The organism is Frateuria soli (assembly GCF_021117385.1).
GTDB classification, from domain to species: Bacteria; Pseudomonadota; Gammaproteobacteria; order Xanthomonadales; family Rhodanobacteraceae; genus Frateuria_A; species Frateuria_A soli.
This window is the reverse complement of sequence record NZ_CP088252.1, coordinates 3,180,001-3,205,947: the sequence shown is the minus strand read 5'-3', so window position 1 is coordinate 3,205,947 and position 25,947 is coordinate 3,180,001. Positions and strand designations below refer to the sequence as shown.

The 25,947-nt window shown below is 69.4% G+C and carries 25 protein-coding genes (1 of these 25 only partly in view); 11 read left to right on the top strand and 14 right to left on the bottom strand.

What is annotated here, in order from left to right:
- Positions 1-8 precede the first annotated feature (8 nt).
- Positions 9-518, top strand: a complete 510-nt coding sequence (locus tag LQ771_RS14690; RefSeq protein WP_231350121.1) for an energy transducer TonB family protein — start codon at positions 9-11, stop codon at positions 516-518.
- Between the two features lie 36 nt (positions 519-554).
- Here LQ771_RS14690 and LQ771_RS14685 read toward each other — a convergent pair whose 3' ends face one another.
- The 5 genes from LQ771_RS14685 to LQ771_RS14665 form a co-directional block, all read right to left on the bottom strand.
- A complete protein-coding gene (locus tag LQ771_RS14685; RefSeq protein WP_231350120.1) occupies positions 555-2,444 on the bottom strand; it encodes a phospholipase D-like domain-containing protein in 1,890 nt (629 codons plus the stop codon).
- Between the two features lie 53 nt (positions 2,445-2,497).
- The gene (locus LQ771_RS14680; protein ID WP_231350119.1) at positions 2,498-3,052 is read right to left on the bottom strand and encodes a YceI family protein; all 555 of its coding nucleotides are present in this window, start codon (positions 3,050-3,052) and stop codon (positions 2,498-2,500) included.
- Positions 3,052-3,525 (bottom strand): SixA phosphatase family protein, encoded by a 474-nt coding sequence (locus LQ771_RS14675; RefSeq protein WP_231350118.1) that lies wholly within the window; start codon positions 3,523-3,525, stop codon positions 3,052-3,054. The genes LQ771_RS14680 and LQ771_RS14675 overlap by 1 nt, the downstream gene beginning before the upstream one ends.
- A gap of 8 nt (positions 3,526-3,533) precedes the next feature.
- Complete coding sequence (locus LQ771_RS14670) at positions 3,534-4,163, bottom strand: ParA family protein (protein WP_231350117.1); 630 nt, start codon at positions 4,161-4,163, stop codon at positions 3,534-3,536.
- A 95-nt stretch (positions 4,164-4,258) separates the two neighbouring features.
- Entirely contained in the window at positions 4,259-5,320 is a 1,062-nt protein-coding gene (locus tag LQ771_RS14665) for a hypothetical protein (RefSeq protein WP_231350116.1), read from the bottom strand.
- 161 nt (positions 5,321-5,481) lie between these two features.
- Here LQ771_RS14665 and LQ771_RS14660 point away from each other — a divergent pair, with 161 nt between their 5' ends.
- Entirely contained in the window at positions 5,482-5,682 is a 201-nt protein-coding gene (locus tag LQ771_RS14660; protein WP_231350115.1) for an antitermination protein NusB, read from the top strand.
- Between the two features lie 95 nt (positions 5,683-5,777).
- Here the strand turns inward: LQ771_RS14660 and speE are convergent, their stop codons facing one another.
- On the bottom strand, positions 5,778-6,629 hold the full coding sequence (speE, locus tag LQ771_RS14655; protein ID WP_231350114.1) for a polyamine aminopropyltransferase: 852 nt from the start codon (positions 6,627-6,629) through the stop codon (positions 5,778-5,780).
- Positions 6,630-6,893: 264 nt separating this feature from the next.
- Between speE and speA the strand changes: the two genes are divergently transcribed.
- Both speA and LQ771_RS14645 read left to right on the top strand, forming a co-directional pair.
- Complete coding sequence (gene speA, locus LQ771_RS14650) at positions 6,894-8,774, top strand: biosynthetic arginine decarboxylase (RefSeq protein ID WP_231350113.1); 1,881 nt, start codon at positions 6,894-6,896, stop codon at positions 8,772-8,774.
- 150 nt (positions 8,775-8,924) lie between these two features.
- Complete coding sequence (locus LQ771_RS14645) at positions 8,925-9,710, top strand: 3-hydroxybutyrate dehydrogenase (protein ID WP_231350112.1); 786 nt, start codon at positions 8,925-8,927, stop codon at positions 9,708-9,710.
- 116 nt (positions 9,711-9,826) lie between these two features.
- On the opposite strand, the gene LQ771_RS14640 is transcribed toward LQ771_RS14645, so the two are convergent.
- From LQ771_RS14640 to radC, 4 genes are all read right to left on the bottom strand, one after another.
- Positions 9,827-10,579 (bottom strand): SDR family NAD(P)-dependent oxidoreductase, encoded by a 753-nt coding sequence (locus tag LQ771_RS14640; protein ID WP_231350111.1) that lies wholly within the window; start codon positions 10,577-10,579, stop codon positions 9,827-9,829.
- Position 10,580: 1 nt separating this feature from the next.
- On the bottom strand, positions 10,581-11,273 hold the full coding sequence (locus tag LQ771_RS14635) for an SPOR domain-containing protein (protein ID WP_231350110.1): 693 nt from the start codon (positions 11,271-11,273) through the stop codon (positions 10,581-10,583).
- Positions 11,274-12,962 (bottom strand): arginine--tRNA ligase, encoded by a 1,689-nt coding sequence (argS, locus tag LQ771_RS14630; RefSeq protein ID WP_425491286.1) that lies wholly within the window; start codon positions 12,960-12,962, stop codon positions 11,274-11,276.
- Positions 12,963-13,454: 492 nt separating this feature from the next.
- Positions 13,455-14,126 (bottom strand): RadC family protein, encoded by a 672-nt coding sequence (radC, locus tag LQ771_RS14625; RefSeq protein ID WP_231350109.1) that lies wholly within the window; start codon positions 14,124-14,126, stop codon positions 13,455-13,457.
- Positions 14,127-14,224: 98 nt separating this feature from the next.
- On the opposite strand from radC, the gene coaBC reads away from it, so the two are divergent.
- From coaBC to LQ771_RS14610, 3 genes are read left to right on the top strand one after another with little or no spacing between them, the layout of a single operon-like run.
- Positions 14,225-15,430 (top strand): bifunctional phosphopantothenoylcysteine decarboxylase/phosphopantothenate--cysteine ligase CoaBC, encoded by a 1,206-nt coding sequence (gene coaBC, locus LQ771_RS14620; protein ID WP_231350108.1) that lies wholly within the window; start codon positions 14,225-14,227, stop codon positions 15,428-15,430.
- Positions 15,427-15,882 (top strand): dUTP diphosphatase, encoded by a 456-nt coding sequence (gene dut / locus LQ771_RS14615; protein WP_231350107.1) that lies wholly within the window; start codon positions 15,427-15,429, stop codon positions 15,880-15,882. Before coaBC ends, dut begins: the two co-directional genes overlap by 4 nt.
- Positions 15,883-15,921: 39 nt before the next feature.
- Positions 15,922-18,231 (top strand): phosphomannomutase/phosphoglucomutase, encoded by a 2,310-nt coding sequence (locus LQ771_RS14610; RefSeq protein ID WP_231350106.1) that lies wholly within the window; start codon positions 15,922-15,924, stop codon positions 18,229-18,231.
- A 78-nt stretch (positions 18,232-18,309) separates the two neighbouring features.
- Here LQ771_RS14610 and LQ771_RS14605 read toward each other — a convergent pair whose 3' ends face one another.
- Both LQ771_RS14605 and pyrE read right to left on the bottom strand, forming a co-directional pair.
- Entirely contained in the window at positions 18,310-18,951 is a 642-nt protein-coding gene (locus LQ771_RS14605) for a DUF4124 domain-containing protein (RefSeq protein ID WP_231350105.1), read from the bottom strand.
- Positions 18,952-19,051: 100 nt separating this feature from the next.
- Positions 19,052-19,699 (bottom strand): orotate phosphoribosyltransferase, encoded by a 648-nt coding sequence (pyrE, locus tag LQ771_RS14600; RefSeq protein WP_231350104.1) that lies wholly within the window; start codon positions 19,697-19,699, stop codon positions 19,052-19,054.
- A gap of 72 nt (positions 19,700-19,771) precedes the next feature.
- Between pyrE and LQ771_RS14595 the strand changes: the two genes are divergently transcribed.
- The 3 genes from LQ771_RS14595 to LQ771_RS14585 all read left to right on the top strand — a co-directional run bounded on the left by LQ771_RS14595 (position 19,772) and on the right by LQ771_RS14585 (position 22,252).
- A complete protein-coding gene (locus LQ771_RS14595) occupies positions 19,772-20,542 on the top strand; it encodes an exodeoxyribonuclease III (RefSeq protein ID WP_231350103.1) in 771 nt (256 codons plus the stop codon).
- Complete coding sequence (locus LQ771_RS14590; protein ID WP_425491285.1) at positions 20,532-21,830, top strand: AmpG family muropeptide MFS transporter; 1,299 nt, start codon at positions 20,532-20,534, stop codon at positions 21,828-21,830. The genes LQ771_RS14595 and LQ771_RS14590 overlap by 11 nt, the downstream gene beginning before the upstream one ends.
- Positions 21,831-21,958: 128 nt before the next feature.
- Positions 21,959-22,252 (top strand): hypothetical protein, encoded by a 294-nt coding sequence (locus tag LQ771_RS14585; protein ID WP_231350102.1) that lies wholly within the window; start codon positions 21,959-21,961, stop codon positions 22,250-22,252.
- Positions 22,253-22,262: 10 nt separating this feature from the next.
- Here LQ771_RS14585 and LQ771_RS14580 read toward each other — a convergent pair whose 3' ends face one another.
- A complete protein-coding gene (locus LQ771_RS14580; protein ID WP_231350101.1) occupies positions 22,263-23,390 on the bottom strand; it encodes an anhydro-N-acetylmuramic acid kinase in 1,128 nt (375 codons plus the stop codon).
- A 12-nt stretch (positions 23,391-23,402) separates the two neighbouring features.
- Complete coding sequence (locus tag LQ771_RS14575; RefSeq protein ID WP_231350100.1) at positions 23,403-24,845, bottom strand: OapA family protein; 1,443 nt, start codon at positions 24,843-24,845, stop codon at positions 23,403-23,405.
- 178 nt (positions 24,846-25,023) lie between these two features.
- Between LQ771_RS14575 and tyrS the strand changes: the two genes are divergently transcribed.
- On the top strand, positions 25,024-25,947 hold the 5' portion of the coding sequence (gene tyrS / locus LQ771_RS14570; RefSeq protein WP_231350099.1) for a tyrosine--tRNA ligase. 288 nt of this gene lie beyond the right edge of the window; only the first 924 of its 1,212 coding nucleotides appear in the window; the start codon lies at positions 25,024-25,026; its stop codon lies off the right edge, out of view.

The following is a 25,947-nucleotide window of genomic DNA, read 5'->3' as shown; positions in this document are numbered from 1 at the left end:
GCACCGCCATGCCGCGCCTGCGCCTCACCACGACCCTGAGCTTCATCGCCCTGCTGGTCGGCATCGTCGGGACCCAGGTGCTCAGCGGTTTCACCGACGACTGGACCGGACCGCCGCCCCGCGCGGCGTCGCAGGTCGTGCCGCGACTGCACCGTGTGCCGCCCGCCCACCGCTCGCACGCCGCCCCGCGCGTGGTCGGTGCGCGACGGGAACCGGTGGCGCCCCCGGCTCCGCCGGCCCCTGCGCAGCTGGTTCCCCTCGACACGCCGCCGGGACCGTCCTCGTGGGCCGAGCTGCGCGGCCATCTGGACGGCCGCGTGGTGCTCGCCATCGACACCGACGGCAGCGGCCGGGTCATTTCCGCCGACGTCGCGCGCTCCAGCGGCGACCCGGTGCTCGACGCGCACGCCGTGGCCACGGTCAGGCGTTGGCGTTTCGCGGTACCGGCCGGCGCCAACGGTGCGCAGGGCGAACTGCCGATGCGTTTCGACAGCGCCGCCCCTTCCACGCCACCGTAAACCGCATCACTCCCACCCGGGGAGCCCGTCGCGCGGCTACAGGATCCCGCTTGCGCTCGACCCGAACGCCGTGATCAACCGCGTGTAGATCAGCTTCGGCGAGAGCGCCACGTCCGGAAAGTCTCCGACCGGCTCGTAGCAGCTGTAGAACGCCGGGTCGCTCGGCCGCATCGGTGCGCAGCCGCCCCTGAGCTGGTAGCTGGTGGCGTAGCGGTAGGGCCAGAAGTCGAACAGCGGCAGGCTCTCGGAAAAGTCGCCGATGGCCTGGTTGAGCTTGGTCAGCACCGGCACCACCGGTCGCCGCGGGGCAATCACCCACGCGTTCTGCGGCTGGGTGTCGCGCAGGATCGCCTGGCGCAGCTGTTCGGCAAAGCGACGGTCGTAGACGATCACCCCGGCTTCGGTGTTGTAGTGATCCGAGCGCGGGTCGAAGTTGTGCGAGCCGACCATCGCGAAGCGGTCGTCGACCACGATCGACTTGGCGTGCAGGGCGAAGCGGCGGCCCTCGCTCATCAGCGGTGCCGGGCGCTGGCTGCTGCCGTGGCTGCCGAGCAGGCCATGGCTCTCGGTGCCCACGTAACGCTGCGAGGCATCCTGCGCCGGATCGCCGCTGGCGCGCGCGTCCTCGCCGACCCACTCCAGGCTGGCGCTCGCATTGGCCGCCGCGGGATCGGCCGCATGCGGCTTCAGCTCGTAGATCTCGAAGCCGTACTTCTTCAGGTATCGCTTGCGATGCTTGTAGGACACCGCGTAGACCGCGAAGGCATCGGTGGATGCGAGCGAATTGGTCGAGACCACGATGCGCGGCGGCGTGGCCTTCTCGTGCAGGCGTTCGAAGAGGTGCCGCGCGCGCCGGCTGAGCACCAGGTAGGGTGTCTGCAACACCACCTCGCGTCGCGCCGCACCGATCATCTGCATGACGTGCGCGGTGAACTGGCGCGCCTGCCGCTTGAGCGGCTGGTCGGTCTTGGCCGGCAGGTCGCTGAAGAAATCCACCGGGCCGGTCCGCAGGCTGTCGGCGAGGATGTGCGCGCGCAGCCAGCTGGCGTCGTCGGCCTCCTGCTCCACGCGATACACGCGCTGCGGGTGCGCGTACTCGGGCGCCGGCCAGCCGGGCGCGGCCGGGTGGGCCAGGATGTAGCGGTTGACGTCGCGCAGGTGGGTCAGCGGCACCGACCGCTTGTGCCGCCAGAACATGGCGAAGCTGTCGGCCATCGCCGCCGCGGCCGGGCCGCCGACCAGCACGTCGCGGTCGACGTAATCGAAATCGTCGTCCCAGTCGAAGTAGCGGTTCTGGTAGTTGCGCCCGCCGGTGATGCCGACGGTGGCGTCCACCACCAGCACCTTGTTGTGCATGCGCTGGTTGAACCTGAAGAAGCAGCACGCGATGCCGGCCGCCCATTCCAGCGGCGAGGTACTCGCCTCGCGGAAGGTCGGGTTGTACAGCCGTACCTCGAGATTGGGGCTGGCGCGGGCGAGCCGGTCGAGCAGTGCGAGGTCGCCGAAAGAGAACAGCTGGTCGGCCAGGATGCGCACCCGCACGCCCCGGCGGGCGGCCTGGACCAGCTCGTCCAGCACCAGCCGGCCGGCGTCGTCCTGGTCCCAGATGTAGGTCTGCACGTCGATCGTGTGACGCGCTGCCCGGATCAGATCGAGCCGCGCCACCAGCGCCGGCTCGCTGGCATTGAGCAGCGCCACCACATGCCGCGGACTGTCCGGCGTGGAGGCGGCCATTGCCTGGCGGCCCGCATCCAGCAGTGGCGAAGGTCGTGCGCAGTGGTCGGCGCGCTCGCAGAGCGGGGCAACCGGCGTGGTTGCCGCAACCACGGCATCGGCACGGCGGATCTGCGCACGCGACAACGTGCAGCCCTCGAGCAGGACGGTGGCGGCGAGCAGGACGAGAAGGGCGAGCGGGCGCGGGGACATGCGCGCATGATACGGGCGCGACTGTGAGCGTCGAGGCGCGCGGGTGACGCGGTTCAGCCGGGCGCGCGGGCAATCGCGATGGTCAGTGCGAGCCGCACGCGATCGGACAGTACGGTGCGGTGGGTGCCCATGCCGAACTCGCTGCGCTCGAGCTCGCCGCGCGCCTCGATCATGCAGGTGTCGGCGGTACAGCGCGCGGGCAGCAGTTCGAAGCGTACCGGGCGGGTTATGCCGCGCAGGGTGAGCTGCCCCTCCAGCGCACCGCCGTCGTCCAGCGTACGGCGCGATACCGGCCGGGATACGAAGTGCAGGGTCGGGTACTGCGCCGCGGCGAAGAACTCCTCGTCCAGCACCCAGCGGCGCAGGCGTTGCGAGTCCATCACCAGGCTGGCCAACGCAACGTGGGCGTCGACCACCATCTGGTCGCCGGCGCCTGGCCGGACGGTGCCGGTGACCTGCCCGAACCGGCCATGGATCGTATGCAGCCAGAGCAGGCGCACGCCGAAGTCGACGTGGGAGGGCGGGCTCTGGATGTGCCACACGTGCGAGGGCGTGGCGTGTGCGGCGAACGCCATGGCCAGCAGCGCGACGATGGCGGGCAGGCGCATCAGGGGGACCAGAACGCATCCAGCCGTGCGTTGCCCGGCTCCAGCGCGCCCTGCAGGTGCAGCACCGCCAGACCGCCTGGCGGCATGCCGCGGAACTCGTCCGAGCGGCCTTCCACCAGCAGTGCGACCAGCCGCTCGATGCCGGGGTTGTGCCCCACCAGCAGCACGCAGCGCGCGTCGGCGTGCTGGTCGAGCAGGGCCAGCAGTTCGCCCGGGGTAGCCTCGTAGATCTCGCCGGCCAGGCCGATCGGCGCGTCCGGTGCCAGCGCGCGCATCGCCAGTTCCGCGGTGCGGCAGGCGCGCAAGGCGGGCGAGCACAGCACCCGGTCGGGTCGCGCCCCGTGGGAGGCGAGCCAGCGGCCGGCCGCCAGCGCCTCCTGCTCGCCACGCGGGCTGAGCGTGCGGTCGCGGTCGTCGCCGCCGGCGGCCGCAGGGTTGGCCTCGGCGTGACGCAACAGAATCAGTTCCTGCATGGCATTCCTCAATGATGGCGCTTGAGCCAGCGCAGCAGCGGCAGCCAGTCCTGCTGCTGGTTGCGCACCTGTTCGGAGTGATAGTCGAAGATCCCCTTGCCCAGTGCGGTGAGCAGCACGTAGGCCTGGCTGTCGCGCAGTTCGGCGACCACCGGGAAGGACGCCGAGTCGGCCAGTTGCGCCAGCGCGTCCTGGCTGGCGTGGGTCCACGGCTTGAGGCGGTTGCCGACCAGCGCCACCGGCAGCTTGCCGCGCCTGATCCGCGGCACGGCGGCGAGCTGGTCGAGGAAGCCGAGCGTGGCATGCAGGTCGAACGAAGAAGGCAGCACCGGCACCAGTACCGCACTGGCCGCGTCGAGCAGCGGCTCGAGCTCGCGCTCGCCACTGCCGGCGGGCGTATCGATCAGTACGCGTTCGGTGTCCGGCGGCAGCTTGTGCAGGCCGCGGCGGCCTTCCAGCCCCAGCACGCCCGGCATGCCTTCGGGTCGAAGCATGGCCCAGCGGTAACTCGACCCCTGGCGATCGGTATCGACGATCGCGGTGCGCTTGCCGTCCTGTGCCCAGTGCGAGGCCAGCTGGGTGACCAGCGTGCTCTTGCCGCAACCGCCTTTGCTGCATGCCACCAGCACCGTCAGCATCGGACCGCCCCTGCTCGGAAAGGTTGGGGCAAGCGTAGCTGGGTAGCGGGGAACGCGAAACCGTGGCCTTGCCGGCTCCAGGCGGGCAGGGTGACTCAGTGCCCCGCGTGCCGGTCGTTGCCTGCTTCCTGTGCTCCGTTCCCCGTCTGCCGCGGCGTCCAGTCCGCCGGTGCCGTGGTCGGGACACCCGCATCGCGCAGCGCCGCGAGCAGCAGGCTCATCTCGGTGCCGCCGTGGCGGGCCAGCGAGAGCAGGTGTCGGGCCTGGGCCTTGTCGGACTGCGCCTTCGCGGTGAGCCGGGTGAACTCCCGCAGCTGCCAGACCAGGTCGCGCCGCTCGCGCAGCGCCTGTTCGCGCTCACTGTCGTCGCTGGCGAGCATTTCGCGCAGGTGCAGGCCGAGCGAGCGTGCCAGCGGGCTGGAGGCCCATTCCAGGGTCTTGCCGAGCTGGCGGCAATCGGCGGCCAGCGCCCGGTCCTCGCCGGCCGCCTGGCACAGTTCCGCGGCGGCGCGCAGGCCCGGCTGTGGCTGCGCACCGGCGATGCCGAACACGATCATCGCCTGCACCCCGGCGGCGCCCGCACCGGCATCCCCCGCGAGCGTGGCGTCAGGGGGCGGCAGCGTGCTGACACCGTTGGCCAGCACCTGCAGGCTGGTGCCGGTGTAGTCGTCATAGAGCTTGGTCCGGGCGGCGCGGGCCAGGTCGTCGCGAGCGTCGTCGCGCTTGCCGACGCGCAGGTCCTGGCCGAGCTTGAGCAGCCATACGGCCGCGTTATCCGGTGCCTCGGCGACCAGCGCGGCGAGGGCGTCGGCGTTGGGGCAGGCGCCGGCCTTGGCATCGCAATCGGCAAGCTGCACCCAGCGCTGGGCCGGGCCATGGCCCGGCGCGGCCACCGCGCGTTCGATCAGGGTATGGAAATCGTTCCATTTCGGCTGATCGGGCAACGGGCGCGCAAGCAGGGCGGCGCCGAGCAGCGGCAGCGCATCGGCACGCGGCGCCAGCACGCTGACCAGATCGCGCTGGAACGCGACCAGCGCCTCGTTGCGCGCCGCCTGCGCCGAAGCGGTCCTGGGCTGTTTCGCCAACACGGGCGAGGCGGCGATGCCGGCGCCGATCGCGCAGGCCAGGGCGAGGGCGAGTTGACGCAGTCCCGGCATCGCGTTCTCCTTGAGCGAAATGAAGCGGCAGCATAGCCGGCAAGGATTAAGCCAGCCTGATCCGCCGACCGGCGCGATGCGCACGGACGGGTGGGGATGGTTAGCATGGTCGCTTCCCCGACGCGCGCTTGCGTGCACCCCGCAACGACCGGAGAGATGCCGTGAATTCGTTTTCCAGTTTGGCCGATCCCCAGGCCGCGCCATGGTTCGTCGGCTGGGGCACGCTGGCGCTGATCAACGCCGGCCTGGCCCAGGGCAAGAACCGCAGCGGACTGCTGTGGTTCCTGCTGTCGCTGGTGCTCGGGCCGATCGCGACGCTGGTGCTGGTGCTGCTGCCGAAGGTGCGGCAGAAGTTGTTCTGAGACGGAATCGGGGAAACGGGATTCGGGATTCGGGATTCGGGATTCGCAAAGGCGAAGCGCGCTGCGGTTCCGAATCCCGAATGCCTGACTCCGGCTTACTCGCCCAGCGCTTCGCGCATGAACTCCGGCTGCGCCAGCGCTGCGCGGTGGGTATCGGCGTTGTAGTAGCGGGTCGGGAAGCCCTTGCTGATGGCGCCGCGCTCGCGGAAGCCGGACAGGTCCGCGCCCTTGCGAGCCATCGTGCAGCTCCACCAGCCGGTCGGATAGCACGGCTGCGGGAAGGTGAGCGTCTTGACCGCGCCGAAGCCGGAACTGCGCATGGCCGAGCGCATCGACTTGATCAGCTCCATGTGCGCCAGCGGCGATTCACTCTGCTGCACGAGGATGCCGCCGTGGCGCAGCGCCTTGTGGCAGCTGGCGTAGAAGGCCGCGTTGAACAGGCCCTCCGCGGGCCCCACCGGGTCGGTCGAGTCGACGATGATCAGGTCGAGCGAATCGGGCTCCGCGTCGGCCATGTACTTGATGCCGTCGATGAACAGCAGCTCCGCGCGCGGATCCCCATTGGATTCGCACAACTCCGGGAAATACTGCTCGGCCAGCCGCGTGACGCGCTCGTCGATCTCCACCTGCGCGGCGTGTTCGACTTCCTCGTGCTTGAGCACCTCGCGCAGCGTGCCGCAGTCGCCGCCGCCGATGATCACCACGCGCTTGGCGCGCGCATGGGTGAACAGCGCCGGGTGGGTCATCATCTCGTGGTAGAGGAAATTGTCGCGGCTGGTCAGCATCACGCAGCCATCGATCACCATCAGGTTGCCCCAGTCGGTGGTCTGGTAGATCTCGATGGTCTGGAACGGGGTCTTCTCCGCATGCAGCAGCTTTTCCACCCGGAAGCCGATGGAAGAGCCGGAGGTCTGGTGGGCCTCGGTGAACCAGCTGAGTTGCGACATGGGGCTGTCCTGCATGGGGGGGCCGTGAAAAGAGCGGCATTGTAGCGGCATCCGCGCACACGCAATGTGCGCGTTGACCCCCTGTTGCCGCCGGTCGCCGCTACAATGCGCCCCCGGGCCGGCCGCCAGCCGCCCACGAAGCCTGACCGGCCCCGCGGCGTGCGAGGCTTCCGGCCGGCAGGCCTTCCGCTCGATCGAGCAATACGTCAAGGCTCGCCGCTGCGACGTGCATGGATCCCGTTTGCCTCGAAGGAGACCCTTGCCATGTCCACGTCCTGGTCCGTCGACGACGCCCGCCAACTGTATGCCGTGCCCTACTGGAGCGACGGCTACGTCGACATCGATGCCGCGGGGGGCATCGTGATGCGCCCGCGCGGCGCGAATGGCCCCTCGCTGTCGCTGCCGCAGATCGTCGAGCAGGCGAAGGCGCAGGGCCTGCGGTTGCCGCTGCTGGTGCGCTTTCCCGACATCCTGGCCGACCGCCTCCGGCGCATGCAGGGCGCGTTCGCCCGCGCGATCGGTGAAACCGGCTACGCCGGCGGCTACACCGCGATCTTCCCGATCAAGGTCAACCAGCAGCGCGGCGTGGTGCAGGAGCTGGTGGCCGCCGGCAGCCAGGGCTTCGGCCTGGAGGCGGGCTCCAAGCCCGAGCTGATGGCGGTGCTGGCACTGGCCCGGCCCGGCTCGATCGTGATCTGCAACGGGTACAAGGACCGCGAGTACATCCGCCTGGCCCTGATCGGGCGCAAGCTGGGGCTGCGCGTGTTCATCGTGATCGAGAAGCTCTCCGAGCTGGAACACGTGATCGCGGAGGCGAAGGCGCTGGATGTCGAGCCGCTGCTCGGCGTGCGCGTGCGGCTGGCCTCGATCGGCGCCGGCAAGTGGCAGAACACCGGTGGCGACAAGGGCAAGTTCGGCCTGTCGCCGGTGCAGGTGCTCGAGCTGGTGGCCGCGCTGGACGAGGCGGGGCTCAAGCACACGCTCAAGCTGCAGCACTTCCACATGGGCTCGCAGATCTCCAACGTGCGTGATATCGCCAACGGCATGCGCGAAGCGACGCGGTATTTCGTGGAGCTCTCGCGCCTGGGCGTGCCGCTGCAAATCGTCGACGTCGGCGGTGGCCTGGGGGTGGACTACGAGGGCTCACGCTCGCGCAGCCACAACTCGATCAACTACTCGATGGAGCAGTACGCGCTGACCATCGTGCAGTCGCTCGCCGATGCCGTAGCCGCCGAAGGCCTGGCCGCACCGCACATCCTCACCGAGGCCGGCCGCGCGATGACCGCGCACCACGCGGTGCTGGTGTCCGACGTGACCGAAGTGGAGGAGGTGCCCACGGGCGCGCTGCCGCCGGCGCGCGAGGGCGAGCCGACCGTGCTGCGCCACCTGCGCGAGGTGCACGCCGCGCTGGGCGAACGCCCGCCGCTGGAGCTCTACCACGAGGCCCAGCACCACCTGGCCGAGGGCCAGTCGCTGTTCGCGCTGGGGCAACTCAGCCTGGCCGACCGCGCGCGGCTGGACGAGATGTTCTACCTGGTCGCCAACGCGGTACGCGGGCGGCTGTCGCCGGCCGACCGCGCGCACCGCGTGTTGCTGGACGAACTGGACGAGAAGCTGGTCGACAAGTACTTCCTCAACTTCTCGGTGTTCGAATCGGTGCCGGACATCTGGGCGATCGACCAGATCTTCCCGATCGTTCCGGTGACGCGCCTGGACGAGGCGCCGACGCGGCGCGGCGTCATCGTCGACCTGACCTGCGACTCGGACGGGCGCATCGATCACTACGTCGATGCCGAGGGCGTGGACGTGAGCCTGCCCCTGCATCGTCCGCGCCCGGGCGAGGACTACTGCCTGGGCCTGTTCATGGTCGGTGCCTACCAGGAGACGCTGGGCGACATCCACAACCTGTTCGGCGACACCGACGCGGTGAACGTGCGCGCCAATGGCGAGGGCTACGTGTTCGACCATGTACGCCGGGGTGACACCACCGACCTGATGCTCGATTACGTCGGCTACGACCTGGCCGCGCTGCGGCGCAGCTACCGCGAGCGGATCGCGGCGGCGGGCATCGCCGGCGAGCCGGCCGAGGCGCTCTATCGCGACCTGGATGCCGGCCTCACCGCGTACACCTACCTGGCCGACTGAGCTCGTGCAGGAGCGTACCTGCGCGCGACCGGGAGTCTCACGGTCGCGCACGGGTGCGCTCCTGCAGGGAGCCGGCCTTGCACCATGGTCCGATGGCGCCCGCCGGCGCGCGGCCTACAATCCGTGACTCTCTCCCGCGGAGCACACGCCATGGCCAGTCTCGACGGCAAAGTCGCCCTCATCACCGGCGCCGCCAGCGGCATCGGCAAGGCCATCGCCCAGCTCTACGCGCGCGAAGGCGCCGCGGTGGCGATCGCCGACATCGACCTGCCGGCCGCCGAAGCCGCGGCGGCCGACATCAATGCCTCGGGCGGCCGCGCCATGGGCGTGGCCATGGACGTCACCGACGAGCGCGCGGTGGAATCCGGCACCGAGGCGGTGGTGCGCGCATTCGGCCACCTGGACATTCTCGTCTCCAACGCCGGCGTGCAGATCGTCAATCCGATCGAAAGCTTCGCCTTCGCCGACTGGAAGAAGATGCTCGCCATCCACCTGGACGGCGCCTTCCTCACCACCCGCGCCGCGTTGAAGCACATGTACCGGGACGACCGCGGCGGCATCGTGATCTACATGGGCTCGGTGCATTCGCACGAAGCCTCGGTGCTCAAGGCACCCTACGTCACCGCCAAGCACGGCCTGCTGGGCCTGGCCCGCACGCTGGCCAAGGAAGGCGCACCGCACAACGTGCGTTCGCACGTGATCTGCCCGGGCTTCGTGCGCACGCCGCTGGTGGAGAAGCAGATCCCCGAGCAGGCGAAGGAGCTGGGCATCAGCGAGGAGGAGGTGATCCGCAACGTGATGCTCAAGCACACCGTCGATGGCGTGTTCACCACGCTGGAGGACGTGGCCCGGACGGCGCTGTTCCTGGCCGCCTTCCCGAGCGCCGCGCTGACCGGCCAGAGCTTCGTGGTCAGCCACGGCTGGCACATGCAGTAACAGGGCCGCCACGATTCCCGTGGGAGCGCGCCTGTGCGCGACCGCCATGTGTGTACCACCGGGATGCGCGGCGCCGGTCGCGCACAGGTGCGCTCCTACAGGGCGTGCGGCGATCTCTACTGGCGGTGCACCTGGAAGCCGGCGAACGACTGGCTGGTCGGCATCAGCTCGATGCGGTTGATGTTGAGGTGCGCCGGCAGGTTGGCGATCCACCAGAGCGTGTCGGCGATGTCGCCCGCGGTGATCGGCTGGGCGCCCGCATAGAGCTTGTCCGAGGCCGCCTGGTCGCCGCCGGTGCGTACCAGGGTGAACTCGGTTTCGGCCATGCCCGGCTCCACCGAGGTCACGCGCACGCCGGTGCCGTGCAGGTCCGCGCGCAGGCCCAGCGAGAACTGCGAGACGAAGGCCTTGGTGCCGCCGTAGACGTTGCCGCCCGGGTAGGGGTAGGTGCTGGCGGTGGAACTGATGTTGACGATCGCGCCGCGGCGCCCGATCAGCGTGGGCAGCAGCAACCGCGTCAGCGTCACCAGCGCGGTGACGTTGGTGTCGATCATCTGCTTCCATTGCGCGAGGTCCGCCTGCTGCGCAGGCACGGTGCCCAGCGCCAGGCCGGCGTTGTTGATCAGCAGGTCGACCCCGGCGAAGTCCGCGGGCAGGCTCGCGTGCGCCACGCGCATCGCGGCCTCGTCACGGATGTCGAAGGCCAGCGGAAGCACGCGGTCGGCACCGTGCCGGTCGACCAGCTGCTGCAGGCGTTCGGCACGGCGACCGCTGGCGACCACACGCCAGCCGCCGGCGACGAAGCGGTCCACGGTCGCGGCGCCGAAGCCGGAGGTGGCGCCGGTGATCCAGGCGACCTTGGGGCTCATGTCAGCGGCCTTCCTTCAGCGCGATCGCCTTGTAGCCGGCGCCCGCCAGGCGGTTCTGCACCGACTCGAGCTCGGTAGCCGAGCGGTACGGCCCCAGGCGCACGCGATGGAAGGTCTGGCCGCCGACCTGCACGGTCTGCACGTTGGCGACGAAGCCCTGCAGGGCCAGCTTGGCCTTCAGCGCTTCGGCATCGGCCGCGTTGGGGAAGGCGCCGACCTGCAGCAGGTAGCCGCTGCCGGCGGCCGGCGGCGGCACCGCGGACGGTGGCGCCGCCTGGATGTTCTCGGTGATCGCGGCCGGCGCATTGGCATTGGCCGCCTGTTGCTGTTGTGCGGCCGCCGCCGCAGCCTGTTGGGCCGCCTGCTGCTTCTGCTGCTGCTCGGCGCGTGCCTGCGCGCTGATCTGGTCGTCGGGGATGCGGACTTCCTTCTCCGACAGGACCGAGTAGAAATCGTACTGCGGCTTCTTCGGCGCGCTCTCGGCCGGCGCCAGGCCCTTGTCGCCGTCGCCCTGCGCGGTGGCCTGCGGGTTCGGCTGCGGGCCGGTCGGCGCCATCGGCAGCATCGAATGACGCGTCAGCGCCACCATCGCCACCACGCCGACCGCGATGCCGATCACCGCCCAGCCCCAGGCGGGGAAGCCGCCCTTGCGGTTGCGTACGGCCTGCCGGCCCTTGCCCTTGCGTGCTGCCATTTACATGCTCTCCGGGGCGGAAAGGCCCAGCAGGCCCAGCCCGTTCTTCAAGACCTGCCTTGTCGCCACCACCAGCGCCAGGCGCGCGTTGCGCAGCGCGGCATCCTCGACCAGGAACTGGTGCGAGTTGTAGTAGGTGTGGAACGCGTTCGCCAGTTCGCGCAGCCAGCCGGCGAGCAGGTGCGGCTCGAGGTTGGCGGCGGCGGCGTCGACGATCTCGGGGTACCTGGACAACTCGGTGAGCAGGATCTGCTCGTGCTCGTTGTCCAGCCGCGCCAGCTCGGCCAGGCCCTGCTCGAGGTCGACGCTGAAACCCTTTTCGCCGGCCTGGCGCAGCACCGAGCACACCCGCGCGTGGGCGTACTGGATGTAGTAGACGGGGTTGTCGTTGCTCTGGGAGCGCGCCAGGTCGATGTCGAACACCAGCTGCGAATCGGCCTTGCGCGAGATCAGGAAGTAGCGCGTGGCGTCGCGCCCGGCCTCGTCGATGAGGTCGCGCAGGGTCACGTAGCTGCCGGCGCGCTTGGAGATCTTCACCTCCTCGCCGCCGCGCATCACCGTGACCATCTGGTGCAGCACGTACTCGGGCCAGCCCTGGGGGATGCCGCAGTCGAGCGCCTGCAGGCCGGCCTTCACGCGCGCCAGCGAACCGTGGTGGTCCGAGCCCAGCTCGGTGATCGCGCGGGTGTAGCCGCGCTGCCACTTGGAGCGGTGGTAGGCCACGTCGGGCACGAAGTAGGTGAAGCTGCCATCGGACTTGCGCATCACGCGGTCCTTGTCGTCACCGTAGTCGGTGGTGCGCAGCCACAGCGCGCCGCCTTCCTCGTAGGTGTGGCCGTGGGCGACCAGTTCGCGCACGGTCTCGTCCACCTTGCCGTCGGTGTACAGCGAGGACTCCAGGAAATACGTGTCGAAGCCGACCCCGAAGGCCTTGAGGTCCAGATCCTGCTCGCGCCGCAACGCGGCCACGGCGAACTGGCGGATGGCTTCGAGGTTCTCCGGATCCTTCGCGCCGGTGACGGTGTGCCCGTCGGCAATCACCGCGTCCCCGGCAAGGTAGGCGCGCGCCACGTCGGCGATGTAGTCGCCGCGGTAGCCGTCCTCCGGCCAGAGCGCGTCGCCCGGGGCCAGCCCGCGGGCACGCGCCTGCACGGAGATCGCCAGGTTGTGGATCTGCACGCCGGCGTCGTTGTAGTAGAACTCGCGCCTGACGTTCCAGCCGGTCGCCTCCAGCAGGCGGGCCAGGCAGTCGCCGATCGCCGCGGCGCGACCGTGCCCCACGTGCAGCGGACCGGTCGGGTTGGCCGAGACGAACTCGACGCCTACGGTAGTGCCCGCACCAGCGGCATTACGTCCATAGCCTTCACTTTCGGCGAAGATGCGCCGCACTTCGGCGTGGTACGCCCCTGCGCTGAGGAAAAAGTTGATGAAGCCGGGGCCGGCGATCTCGGTTTTCTCTACCAGCGGACTGGCCGGCAGGGCGGCGACCAGCTTCTCGGCCAGTTCGCGCGGCCTGGCGCGCGCCGGCCTGGCCAGCAACATCGCCACGTTCGACGCGAAGTCACCGTGCTCGCGGCTGCGTGCGCGTTCCACCACGAACGGCGGAAGCTCGAGGTCGGCGGGCAGGACGGCTTGCTCCTGCAGGGTCCGGGTGGCCTGCAGCAGCAGGTCGCGCAGCGCTTGTTTCACGGCGTGGGGTCGGTCGGCGATGAGGACCGCCAATCCTAGCAGAGGCGGCCGACCAAACCGGCCCTTCGTCGGTTGCCCCGGGGATCCCCGCAAGCCGCGGCGGGTACGGGCTGAAGGGCGAAGCGGCACGCGCTTTTCATCCGGACCGGGGACAAGCCTGTGGATAAGTCTGTGGGGAAAGCGATGCCGGAAAAGCGGGGTAGAGGTCGGGCTCTTCGGGAAGTCGGCTTGTAAAGATGACAAACGTTTAAAAACAACAGATTGCACGAGGTCTTTCACATGTCCGGGCAACTGGCGACCGGCAAGCCCGGTCCGACCGTACTGTGCATAAGTCCCGCCGCGTGTTTTCGCGTCTGTCAAGGCCCTTGGCTGTCATGCCCCTGTCACGGCCGCCTGCCACGCTGGTGCGGTACCCGTCTTCTCCCCCGACGGGTGCGCTCCCCGGCGGCGCGCCCTCCTCCCCGGCGCGCCGCTCTTTTTTGCCGATTCGCGCTAGAGCAGGCCGCGTTCGGCCATCGACACCGGCGTGCCGTGACCGATCACCAGATGGTCGAGCACGCGCACGCCGACCAGCTGCAACGCCTCGCGCAACTCGCGGGTGATCGCGCGATCGGCGGCGCTGGGTTCCGCCACGCCGCTCGGGTGGTTGTGCGCAAAGATGACCGCACAGGCGTTGTGCTTGAGGCAGGCGCGCACCACCTCGCGCGGATGCACGCTGGCGCCGTCCACCGTGCCGCGGAACAGTTCCTCGAAGGCCAGCACGCGGTGGCGATTGTCCAGATAGAGGCAGCCGAACACCTCGTAGGGCAGGTGGCGCAGGCGGGCGGATAGGTAGTCGCCGCTGTCGCGCGGGCTGCCCAGGCTGGGGCGGGCCTGCAGCTGTTCGGCGAGGCTGCGCCGGGCCAGTTCCAGCGCGGCGACGATGCGCGCGCGCTTGGCCGGCCCCAGGCCGGGCGTGGGCACCGGGCCATCGACACGGCCGAGCAGGGCGCCCAGGCCGCCGGCTTCGGCGAGCAGTTCGCGACCCAGCGCGATGGCGTCCTTGCCGGCCACGCCGCTACCCAGCAGCACGGCCAGCAGTTCGGCGTCGGAGAGGGTGGCGCTGCCGTGCTGCAGCAGCTTTTCGCGCGGACGTTCGCCGCTGGGCCAGTGACGGATGCTCATCCGGTCGATCCTGCCCGTCGGAGTGCGACCGGAGGCAGCAGTGGTTCTTGATGAATCCGGTAAGCTAGCGCATCGCCCGATTGTCAGGCCCGTCCTACATGAGTCTTGCCCAACGTCGCATCCTGCTCGGCGTCTCGGCGGGTATCGCCGCCTACAAGTCCTGCGAACTGGTGCGCCGGCTGCGCGAGCAGGGTGCCGAGGTGCGCGTGGTGATGACCGAGGGGGCGACGCATTTCGTCGGCACGACCACGTTCCAGGCGCTCTCCGGCCAGCCCGTGCGCGTCTCGTTGTGGGACGAGGGTGCGGAAGCGGCGATGGGCCACATCGAACTGGCGCGCTGGGCCGAGCGGGTGCTGATCGCCCCGGCCAGCGCCGATATCCTGGCCCGCCTTGCGCACGGCCAGGCCGACGACCTGCTCACCACGCTGTGCCTGGCCAGCAGCGCGCCGCTGTACCTGGCGCCGGCAATGAACCAGCAGATGTGGGCGCATGCGGCAGTGCAGGCCAATCTGGCCACGTTGCGCTCGCGCGGGGTGACCGTGCTCGGCCCGGCGGCGGGCGAGCAGGCCTGCGGCGACATCGGCTCGGGCCGCATGCTCGAAGCGGTCGAACTGCGCGACGCGCTCGCCGCTTCCTTCCGCAGCGGCGCACTGGCCGGGCTGCGCGTGGTGGTGAGCGCCGGGCCGACCTACGAGGACATCGATCCGGTGCGCTTCATCGGCAACCGCAGCTCCGGTCGCATGGGCTTTGCCGTGGCCGAGGCCGCCGCCGCCGGCGGCGCGCAGGTGACGCTGGTCGCCGGTCCGGTCGGCCTGCCCACGCCCGCCGGCGTGGCGCGCCGCATGGACGTGCGCAGCGCCGCGCAGATGCGCGAGGCCGTCCTGGACGCCGCCGCTTCGGCCGACATCTACATCGGCGCGGCCGCGGTGGGCGACTATCGCCCCGCGCAGGTGGCCGGACACAAGCTCAAGAAGCACGACGGCGCTCCGCTGGTGCTCGACCTGGCCGAGAACCCGGACATCCTCCAGGACCTTGCCGCCATGCAACCGCACCCGTTCCTGGTCGGTTTCGCCGCCGAAACGCACGAGCTGGCCACCTACGCGCAGGACAAGCTTTCCCGCAAGGGGCTGGACATGATCGCCGCCAACCGCGTCGGCGCGGGCCTGGGCTTCGAGGCTGACGACAACGCGCTGAGCCTGTACTGGCCCGGCGGCGGCGAGGAGTTGCCGCGCGCCTCCAAGCGCGAGCTGGCCGCGCGGCTGGTCGAGCGGATCGCCGCGCGCTACCGGGAGGCACGCGCATGATCGACATCGAACTGAAGATCCTGGACCCGCGCCTGGGTGATGCGATTCCGCTGCCCGAGGCCGCCACCGTCGGCAGTGCCGGCATGGACCTGCGCGCGGCCATCGAGTCGCCGCTCACCCTGGCGCCCGGCGAAAGCGCGCTCGTGCCCAGCGGCATCGCCATCCACATCGGCGACCCGAACTGGTGCGCCCTGATCGTGCCGCGCTCGGGGCTGGGTCACAAACACGGACTGGTGATGGGCAACCTGGTCGGCGTGATCGACGCCGATTACCAGGGCCCGCTGATGATCTCCTGCTGGAACCGCTCGAGCGCCTCGTACACCATCGGTGTGGGCGATCGCATCGCGCAGCTGCTGCTGGTGCCGGTGGCGCAGGCGCGGCTGCGGGTGGTGGAGGAGTTCGCGCCTTCCGCACGCGGGGCGGGCGGGTTCGGCTCGACCGGCATCAAGTGAAGCCAGGCATAACTGACGTTGCGATCGGGTGGGGGCGAGATGGCAAGACACATCGCGAGGGGGCGGGGCAACCGCGTGGCATGGCAGCAGCTGCTGCCGCTGGCCGGCGGTACCGTGCTGCTGCTGCTGGGCCTGTTCTGTGCCTGGCAGACCTGGCTGATCGCCAGCGAAAGCGGTGAGGTGGCGCGCGTGCACGCCGCGCGCGACGGTGCCGCGCGTGCCTTGGCAGCGGAGATCGCCACCGAGCGCAAACAGGTCGCGCAGGCGCTCGCCACGCTCGACCCTGCCCTCCTGCAGGGCGACCGCGCCCAACTGGCCGATGTGCTGCGCGCGCGACTGCCGCAGGCGCTGGACGTGGAGGTGTACAGCGGAAGCCTGGACGAGGTGCTGCACGCCAACTACCGCGAGTTCGGCTATGCCAAGGCGGCGCAACTGATGGCCGCGCAGACCGACGACAGCCTGCCCGTGCAGACCGTGGCGGAGAATGGCCAGCGCCGGTTGAGCCTGGTGCAGCCGCTCGGCCCGGTGCAGCGTCCGCAGGCATGGGTCTGGGTGGAGTTGCCGTTCACGCCACTGCAACGCCGTTTCGAGTCCATTGCGCCCGGTAGCGGTCGCATCGACCTGCGTCAGGGCGACGATCGCGGCGAACACAGTCTGTTGTCGCGCGGTGCCGCGTCGGCCGAGGCGGAGGACCAGGCTGAACCGGTGCCGGGCAGTGCCTTCAGCGTGCGCGCGGCCTTGCCGGCTGCCTTCATCCTGCTGCCGCGCGTCTGGCCGCTGGCCGCGTTGCTGGCGCTGCTGGGCATCGGCGGCGGCCTGTACCTGTTGTGGCTGCGTGGCCGGTCGGCCCCGCGCCAGGAAACCCAACCCAAGGAGATGATGGTGTCCGATGTAGTCCCCGCCAAGCACGAGCCCGCGCCCTCGGTGGTGCGTCCTGCGGCGATGCCGCCCGCGGAGAGCCCGGCCGATGCCGTCGATCCGAGCATCTTCCGTGCATACGACGTGCGCGGGGTAGTGGGCAAGACGCTGACGGCGCGGGTGGCGCGCCTGCTCGGCCAGTCCATCGGCACGCTCATGCGCGAGAAGGGGCTATCGGAGATCGTGGTCGGCCGCGACGGCCGCCTGTCCGGGCCGGAGCTCGCCGGCGCGTTGTCGGACGGCCTGCGCGAGGCGGGCATCGACGTGATCGACGTCGGCGCCGTGCCCACGCCGGTGGTGTACTTCGCGGCCTACCGCTTCAACACCGGCAGCGGCGTGGCGGTGACCGGCAGCCACAACCCGCCGGACTACAACGGCTTCAAGATCGTGGTCGGCGGCGAGACGCTGTCCGAAGGCGCGATCCAGGACCTCTACCAGCGCATCGCCAGTGGCGCGCTGGAGGCCGGCGGGCAGGGCGGCCTGCGCCACGTCGACGTGGTGCCCGATTACATCGAGCGGATCATCTCCGACGTGCAGGCGGAGCGGCGCCTGAAGGTGGTGGTCGACTGCGGCAACGGCATCCCCGGCGCCCTGGCGCCACAGGTGATCGAGGGCATCGGCTGCGAAGTGGTACCGCTGTACTGCGAGGTCGACGGCACCTTCCCCAACCACCATCCGGATCCGTCCGACCCGCACAACCTGGAAGACCTGATCCACGCGGTGCGCCAGACCGGTGCCGACCTGGGCGTGGCTTTCGACGGCGATGGCGACCGTCTCGGCGTGGTGACCAAGGAAGGCGAGATCATCTACCCGGACCGCCTGCTGATGCTGTTCGCGCGCGACGTGCTCTCGCGCCAGCCGGGCGCCACGATCATCTACGACGTCAAGTGCACCGGACATCTGAAGGGCCAGGTGCTGGAAGCCGGCGGCAGCCCGCTGATGTGGCGTACCGGCCACTCGCTGATCAAGGCCAAGATGCGCGAGACGCAGGCCGAGCTGGCCGGCGAGATGAGCGGCCACTTCTTCTTCAAGGAACGCTGGTACGGCTTCGACGACGGCATCTATGCCGGCGCGCGGCTGCTGGAGATCCTCGCCGGCGACATCGAGGGCCGCACCCCGGAGGAGATCTTCGCCACCTGTCCCAAGGGTGTTTCCACGCCGGAGCTTAAGATCGAGCTCAACGAGGGCGAGCACTATCGCTTCATCGAGAAGTTCAAGGCGAAGGCCACTTTCGGCGACGCCACGCTGACCACCATCGACGGCGTGCGCGCCGACTGGCCGGACGGCTGGGGCCTGGTGCGTGCCTCCAACACCACGCCGGTACTGGTGCTGCGCTTCGATGCTGACAACCAGGCGGCGCTCAAGCGCATCCAGCAGGCGTTCCGCGAGCAGCTGTTCCTGGTCGACCCGGGCTTGAAGCTGCCGTTCTGACGAACCGGTGGCGGGCGATTTCCGCCGCTGCCGGAAGCGATCACAGGAGCGCACCCGTGCGCTCCTGCACCCATCGGCCTAGTGGCGCTGTTCGTCCTGCGCCTTCTTCAGCGCGCGATAGTGATCGAGTTGCTGCGCGGCCTCTTTCTCGGCCGCGTCGCGTCGGTCCTGCAGCCGGTCCAGCGTGCCGCGCTGGCTGGACACCACGTTGCGCTGGTCCGCGATGCTCTCGACCAGGTACTTGGGCACTTTTTCCTTGGCCCGCTCCATGTCCGCGGCGCGGCCGAGCAGGTCGGCCAGCGTCTTCTCCTGGCTGCGCAGGTTCAGGCGCGTGGTGTTGATCTGCTGGTCGATGCTGTCCAGTTCCGACTGCTGCGCCTGTTTCAGTGCGGTCTCGTCGCCGTAGGCGTTGAGCATCTGCAGGTCGGCGCGCCGGCGCGCTTCGGCGGCGCGGCGCTGGGCCGCCTGCTCGGCGGCGAGCTGGTCGGCCGCGGCGCGCTCCTCGGGGCTCAGCTGGCGCTCGACGTGGCGCACCACGTAGCCGCGGTCGTTGACCAGGTCGTAGCCGTACTTCATCGCTTCGGCGGTGAGGCTGTCGCTGTAATGGGACAGGCCCTTGCCGTCGCGCCAGTGATAGCGGACGCCCGTGGCCTTCTGGGCATGGGCGGTCAGGACCGTCGCCGCCAGGCCGATCGCGACGGCGTAAACGAACTTGCGCATGGATACCCCCTCCTGGCGGGCAGTATAGCCATCGTGCGGCAACCGCCTAAAGCGTGGATGAAGGGCGCCGGCGGGCCTGTGACGCCGGTCGCCACTTGAGTTATGCGGACACGCCGTAGCGGCTGCGGTAATCGAGCAGGCGCGCATGTTCGGCGGCCAGTTCCGGGCGTTCGCCGGCGTAGGCAAGCACTTCGTCCAGGCCGGTGATGGCGATCACCGGGACGCCATGGTCGCGCGCCACTTCCTGCGCGGCGGAGAGCTCGCCCTGGCCGCGCTCCTGCCGGTCGAGCGCGATCAGCACCCCGGCCGGCGTGGCGCCCTGCGCACGGATCAGGGCAAGCGATTCGCGCACCGCGGTGCCTGCGGTCATGACGTCATCGACGATCAGCACGCGACCGGCCAGCGGCGCGCCGACCAGCACGCCGCCCTCGCCGTGGTCCTTCGCTTCCTTGCGGTTGTAAGCCCACGGCAGGTCGCGGCCATGGCGCGTCGCCAGCGCTATGGCGGTGGCGGCGGCCAGGGCGATGCCCTTGTAGGCGGGTCCGAACAGCATGTCCACCGGCAACTGCGCACGGATCAGCGCGGCCGCGTACGCTTCGCCCAGCCGCGCCAGCGCGGCGCCGGTATCGATCCGGCCGAGATTGAAGAAATAGGGGCTCCGGCGGCCGGACTTGAGAGTGAAGTCGCCGAAGCGAAGCACGTCGCGCGCGAGCGCCAGTTCGATGAAGTCGCGTTGGTAGGGCTGCATGGATGGCCGGCGTGGAGATTCGGGAAGCGACGGCTATTATCCACGGGTTCCCCAAGCCCGAGAGCCCGCCTCATGAGAATCGTCACGCTCAACGCCAACGGCATTCGCTCGGCCGCCAGCAAGGGCGTGTTCGACTGGCTGCGCACGCAGCAGGCCGACGTGGTCTGCCTGCAGGAAACCAAGGCGCAGGAGAACCAGCTCACCGACGGGATGTTCCGTCCGGACGGCCATCATTGCTTCTATCGCGACGCGACGTGCAAGAAGGGCTACAGCGGCGTGGCGATCTACGCGAAGCGGGAGCCGGACGCCGTGCTCACCGAGCTGGGCTGGGATCCGTTCGACTGCGAAGGGCGCTACATCGAGGCGCGTTTCGGCAACCTGTCGGTGGTCTCCCTCTACGTGCCTTCGGGCTCCTCCGGGGAAGAGCGCCAGCAGTTCAAGTTCAAGGCGATGGACTTCCTCACGCCGATCTTCGACGGGTGGCTCAACAGCGGCCGCGACTATGTGATCTGTGGCGACTGGAACATCGTCCACACGAAAAACGACATCAAGAACTGGACCTCCAACCAGAAGAATTCCGGCTGCCTGCCGCAGGAGCGCGCCTGGCTGGACCTCCTGTTCCACACCCGCGGCTGGGTCGACAGCTTCCGCGCGATCAAGCCCGAGGCGGTCGAGTACACCTGGTGGTCCAACCGCGGGCGGGCGCGCGAGAACAACGTCGGATGGCGCATCGACTACCAGGTCTGCACGCCGGGCCTGCGTGATCGCATGCGCGCCTGCTCGGTCTATCGCGAGCAGCGCTTCTCCGACCATGCGCCGTACACGGTCGACTATGCCGACTGAACCGGCCACCGCGCCGCCCCGCAAACCCTCGATCTGGCGCGCCTTCGCGCAGCCGGCGGCAGGCACGATGGCGCTGCTGGGATTTTCCTCGGGTCTGCCGTTCCTGCTGGTCGCCGGCACGCTGGCGTACTGGCTCAAGGAAAACGGCATCAAGCTCGAAGAGATCACCATGATCGCCAGCGCGGGGCTGACCTACGCGTTCAAGTTCGTCTGGGCGCCGTTGCTCGACCACTGGCGGGTTCCCGGCTTCGCGCGTCTGGGCCAGCGCCGAGGCTGGCTGTTGTTCGCGCAGTTGTGCGTCACCGTGGGCTTGCTGGCGATGGCGCTGCTGACGCCCGACCAGCTGTGGCCGTTCGTGGCTGCAACGTTGCTGGTGGCCTTCTTCGGCGCAACCCAGGACATCGCGGTGGACGCCTACCGCATCGAGATCGCACCCTCGCACGTGCAGGGTGCGCTGGTGGCGACCTACGCACTGGGTTACCGCATCGGGTTGCTGCTGGCTGGCGCGGTGGCGCTGATCATGGCCGACCACGTGCCCTGGCGTGTGGTCTACCTGGTCATGGCGGCCGCGATGGCGATCCCGATCGCCACCACGCTGCTGGCACGCGAGCCGGACGTGCTGCGCACGCGCCCGGCCAGCTGGGGCATCGCCATGCGCGAAAGCGTGATCGACCCGTTCGCCGATTTCTTCCGCCGCTACGGCTGGCAGGCGGCCGGCGTGATCCTGCTGTTCATCCTGCTGTTCAAGATTCCCGAGCAGGCGACCATCGGCGGCATCATGAGTCCGTTCTACCGCGACATGCAGTTCTCCAAGACCGAGATCGGTGCAATCACCAAGATCTACGGCGTCTGGATCGGCATCGTCGGCGTGTTCCTCGGCGGCGCGGCAGTGGCGCGCTGGGGCGCGTGGCGTTCGCTGGGCGTGACCGTCGTGCTCTGCGGTTGCAGCAACCTGTTCTACCTCGTGCTGATCGGCCACCCCGGCAACCTGGTGGCGCTGACGCTGGTGATCTCGGCCGAGAACCTCACGCTGGGCATGTTGGGCCCACCGACCGTGGCGTTCCTGTCGATGCTGGTCAATCGCCAGCACACCGCCACCCAGTACGCCCTGCTCAGCTCGCTGGTGAACCTGCCCGGCAAGCTGCTGGGCTTCTTTGCCGGCGGGATCGCCACGGCCGCGGGCTACGGCGGCTACTTCGTGCTCACCGTGCTGGCGCTGATCCCCGCGATGGTGTTGTACCTCCTGCTATGGCGCCGTATCCGCGCCGCGGAGCAGGTCGAAGCCTAGCCCCGGGTGACCGCGTCCCGAGGGGCGGGTGAGGGCCGCCCCGACCTGCCGGGAGGTCTGCTGCAAACCTTGCCGTTCTGTGCCACCATGATTTGCCAGCTGGGCATGCGTGACACGGAGCGACGCACGTGCCGGACCTCGTCATACGCCACATCGACAGCTTGATGGCCGAGCGCATCAAGACGCTCGCGAAGGATCGCCACTGGTCGATCAACGACGTCGTGCTGCACGCCTTGCGGCACGGCCTGGGCCTGAGTGCCGCCGGCCAGATTTCCAGCGAGACCATGTTCGACCCGGACAGCCTGGTGCTGGGGGGGCACTGGGACCTGGCCGAAAAGGCGGTCTTCCAGGAAGCCCTGCAGGCGCTGTCGCTGGCCCGCCCGACGCAGTTGGCACCCGCGCGCGTCGCGAAGCTGGGCTAGACCGCCGCGATCATTCCCGCGGAGCCAGGTACAACGCACCCAGCACGCGCCGGCCGCGCGCGCCGGTGACGGCGGGCAGGTTGCCCGGCAATCCCAGCACTCGCTGGCGCGCCAGCCAGGCGAACGCCACCGCTTCCAGGTAGTCCGGATCGATGCCGTGCGTGGCTGTGCTCGCCACGCGTCGCGGTGCCAGCCACTCGGCCAGGCGTGCCATCAGCCGGGAGTTGTGCACGCCTCCGCCGCAGACCAGTACGTCCGTCGCGGCGGGGGCGTGGGCCTCGATCGCATCAGCCACGGTGTGCGCGGTCAGTTCCAGCAGCGTGGCCTGCACGTCGGCCGGCGACAGCAGCGCCACCCGCGGCTGGCGCAGCAGCCACGCCAGGTGGAAGTGTTCGCGGCCGGTGCTCTTGGGCGGCGGGAGCGTGAAGTAGGGATCGGCCAGCAGTGCCTCGAGCAGCGGCGCATCGACCTGGCCGGCGGCGGCGAATGCGCCGTCGCGATCGAACGGTTCGCCGCGCTGCTCCTGGCACCAGGCGTCCAGCAGGCCGTTGGCGGGACCCGTATCGAAGCCGAGCACCAGGTCTTCCGGCCCGAGCACCGTGATGTTGGCGATTCCGCCGAGGTTGAGCACCACGCGCGTGACGCCAGGCTGGCCAAGGAGCATGGCGTGTACCGCCGGCAACAGCGGCGCGCCCTGGCCGCCGGCCGCGACGTCGGCGCGGCGGAAATCGGCCACCACGTCGATGCCGCAGGTTTCGGCGATGACCGAGGGGTCACCGATCTGCAAGGTGAAGGGCGCCTCGCCGGCGGGGCGGTGCCGCACCGTCTGGCCGTGCGAGCCGAGTGCGCGCACCGCGGAAGGAGCCGTGCCGCTGGTTTCCAGCAACGCCCGCGCGGCTTCGGCGAAGTGGCGCCCGACCGCAACGTCCAGGCGACCGAAGCTGTCCAGGCTGAAGGCGGTCAGATCCTGCGCCAGTGCCAGTACGCGTTCGCGCAGGGCTTCGGGCCAGGGATGGGTGAGCGCGGCGCGCAGCTGCGGCAGCCCCTGCTCGAAGGACACCAGCGCAACGTCCACGCCGTCGGCGCTGGTGCCCGAGATCAGCCCCAGGTAGAGGGCCGATGCATCGTCCGCGGTCATCAAGGGTGATCGTCAGTCGTCGTTGCGCGTGGCCGAGCGCAGCTGGGCGAGCTTGATGTTGGCATCCATCGCCTTCAGGCGGGCCAGTTGCGGGCGCACGACCTGCGATTCGAACCGGGCCAGCTGCGCCGCCGGCAGCGGCTGGGGCTTGGGCAGGGTCACCGTCTGCGGATCGCGCTGCACGCCATTGACGCGGAACTCGTAATGCAGATGCGGGCCGGTGGCCAGGCCGGTCATGCCCACGTAGCCGATCACCTGGCCCTGGCTGACGTGCTGGCCGACACGTTCCTTGGCGAAACGCGACATGTGGCCGTAGGCGGTGCTGATGTTCTTGTTGTGCTGGACGACCACGAAGTTGCCATAGCCGCGCATCCAGCCCTTGAACTTGATCACGCCGTCGCCGGCGGCATGGATCGGCGTACCGCTGGGCGCCGCGTAGTCCACGCCCTTGTGCGCTCGCATGCGGCCCAGGATCGGATGCATGCGGCCTGCGCTGAAACGGGAGGAGATGCGGGTGAAGTCCACCGGAATGCGCAGGAACGACTTCTGGATGGGTCGGCCATCCTCGCTGAACCAGCCGTAGCGGCCGTCGGCCTTCTTGAACCGGTAGGCGGTGTAACGGCGGCCCTGGTTGACGAACTCCGCGGCGACGATGTCGCCCTCCGCGTAGTAGCTGCCGTCACGGTAGACGTCGTCGTAGATGACCGTGAAGCTGTCACCGTCGCGCAGGTCTTGCACGAAATCGATGTCGTACTTGAACAGGTCGGCCAGCTTGCCAACCATGCCCTGGCTCATGCCGGCCCTGGCCGCGGCGGCATACAGCGAGCTGGTGATGGTGCCGTGGGCGACGTGCTCACGGGTTTCCATCGCCCGCGGCTGGATGTTCAGCGTGGCCTGGCCGCCGTCGAAGCGGACCACCGCGCGGTTCGCTTCGTCCTTGTCGAAGCGGACGCCCTTGAGGCTGCCGTCGCTCCCAAGCAGGAAATCGAACTCCTGGTGCGGCCGGATGTTGTGGAAAGCGCCCTTGGCGGCGCCGGCCGCATCCATCACGCGCTGCAGGTCGGTGAGGGACAGGCCCTGGTCCTGGAAGATGTCCGACAATGTCTGACCGGGCTGTACCTGCACCACCTGCCAGTCCTCCATCGCGCGGGCGGGTGCGGCGACCGGCGAGGCCTTGGGCAGGGTCAGCGGCAACAGCGTATGCGCCATGGGCTGCGGATCGGGCCGCATCGCGCTGGCCCAGGCAGGCAGGAAGAAACCGGAAAGGGCCGTCAGCAGCAGCGCCGTACCGGCCAGGATCCAGCGCTCGCGGTGCCAGCGCAGCGGTTCGGACTCGCCCAGGCGGCTGAAGGACCAGTGCGCGCAGCGTTCATAGAAGTGCATGTGGCGACGCTGCGCCTTGCGGCGTATTGCCTGCTTGCGCGCCGCCCGCGCGATCCGGTCGCCCTCACCCATGCTCTTCGCCCCGCATTACAAAGTACTCAGGCGGGGTACCTTAGCGGCCCCGTATAAAGGGCGTCAACGCCTTTTCTTTCAAGGATTTGCGCTGGTTTTGTGATTAACGCACAATTAACGCCATTTTGTGAACGGCGGCCCCTTGTGGCTGTCGACCGATCGGCATCAGAGGACACTCATGAGCGAGCTCGAGCAGACGCTGGCGACCATCGCCCGCGGCGCGGACGAAGTCATCAAGCAGGAAGAACTCATCGAGCGCCTGAAGAGCGGGCGCCCGCTGCGCATCAAGGCCGGCTTCGATCCCACGGCCCCGGACCTGCACCTGGGACATACCGTGCTGCTCAACAAGATGCGCCAGTTCCAGGACCTGGGGCACCAGGTGATCTTCCTGATCGGCGACTTCACCGGGATGATCGGCGACCCGACCGGCAAGAACGTCACACGCAAGCCGCTCAGCCGCGAGGACGTGCTGAAGAATGCCGAAACCTACGCTTCGCAGGTCTTCAAGGTGCTCGATCGCGAGCGCACGGAGGTGCGCTTCAACTCCGAGTGGTTCGGCAAGATGTCGGCGGCCGACATGATCAAGCTGGCCGCGCAACATACCGTTGCGCGCATGCTCGAGCGCGACGACTTCGCCAAGCGCTTCGCCGGCCAGCAGCCGATCGCGATCCATGAATTCCTCTACCCGCTGGTGCAGGGCTACGACTCGGTGGCATTGGCGGCGGACGTCGAGCTCGGCGGCACCGACCAGAAGTTCAACCTGCTGATGGGGCGCGCCTTGCAGGAGCACCACGGCCAGGCGCCGCAGATCGTGCTCACCATGCCGCTGCTCGAGGGCCTGGACGGCGTGCACAAGATGTCCAAGTCGCTGGGCAACTACATCGGCATCGATGAGCCCGCGATCGACATCGTCACCAAGACCATGAAGATCGACGACGCACTGATGTGGCGATGGTTCGAGCTGCTCAGCTTCGACGTCTCGCTGGATGCGCTGGCGCGCATGAGGCGCGAAGTGGAGGAGGGCGTGCTGAATCCGCGGGATGCCAAGCTGCGGCTCGCACGCGAGCTGGCGACGCGCTTCCACGACGGGGTGGCCGCCGAG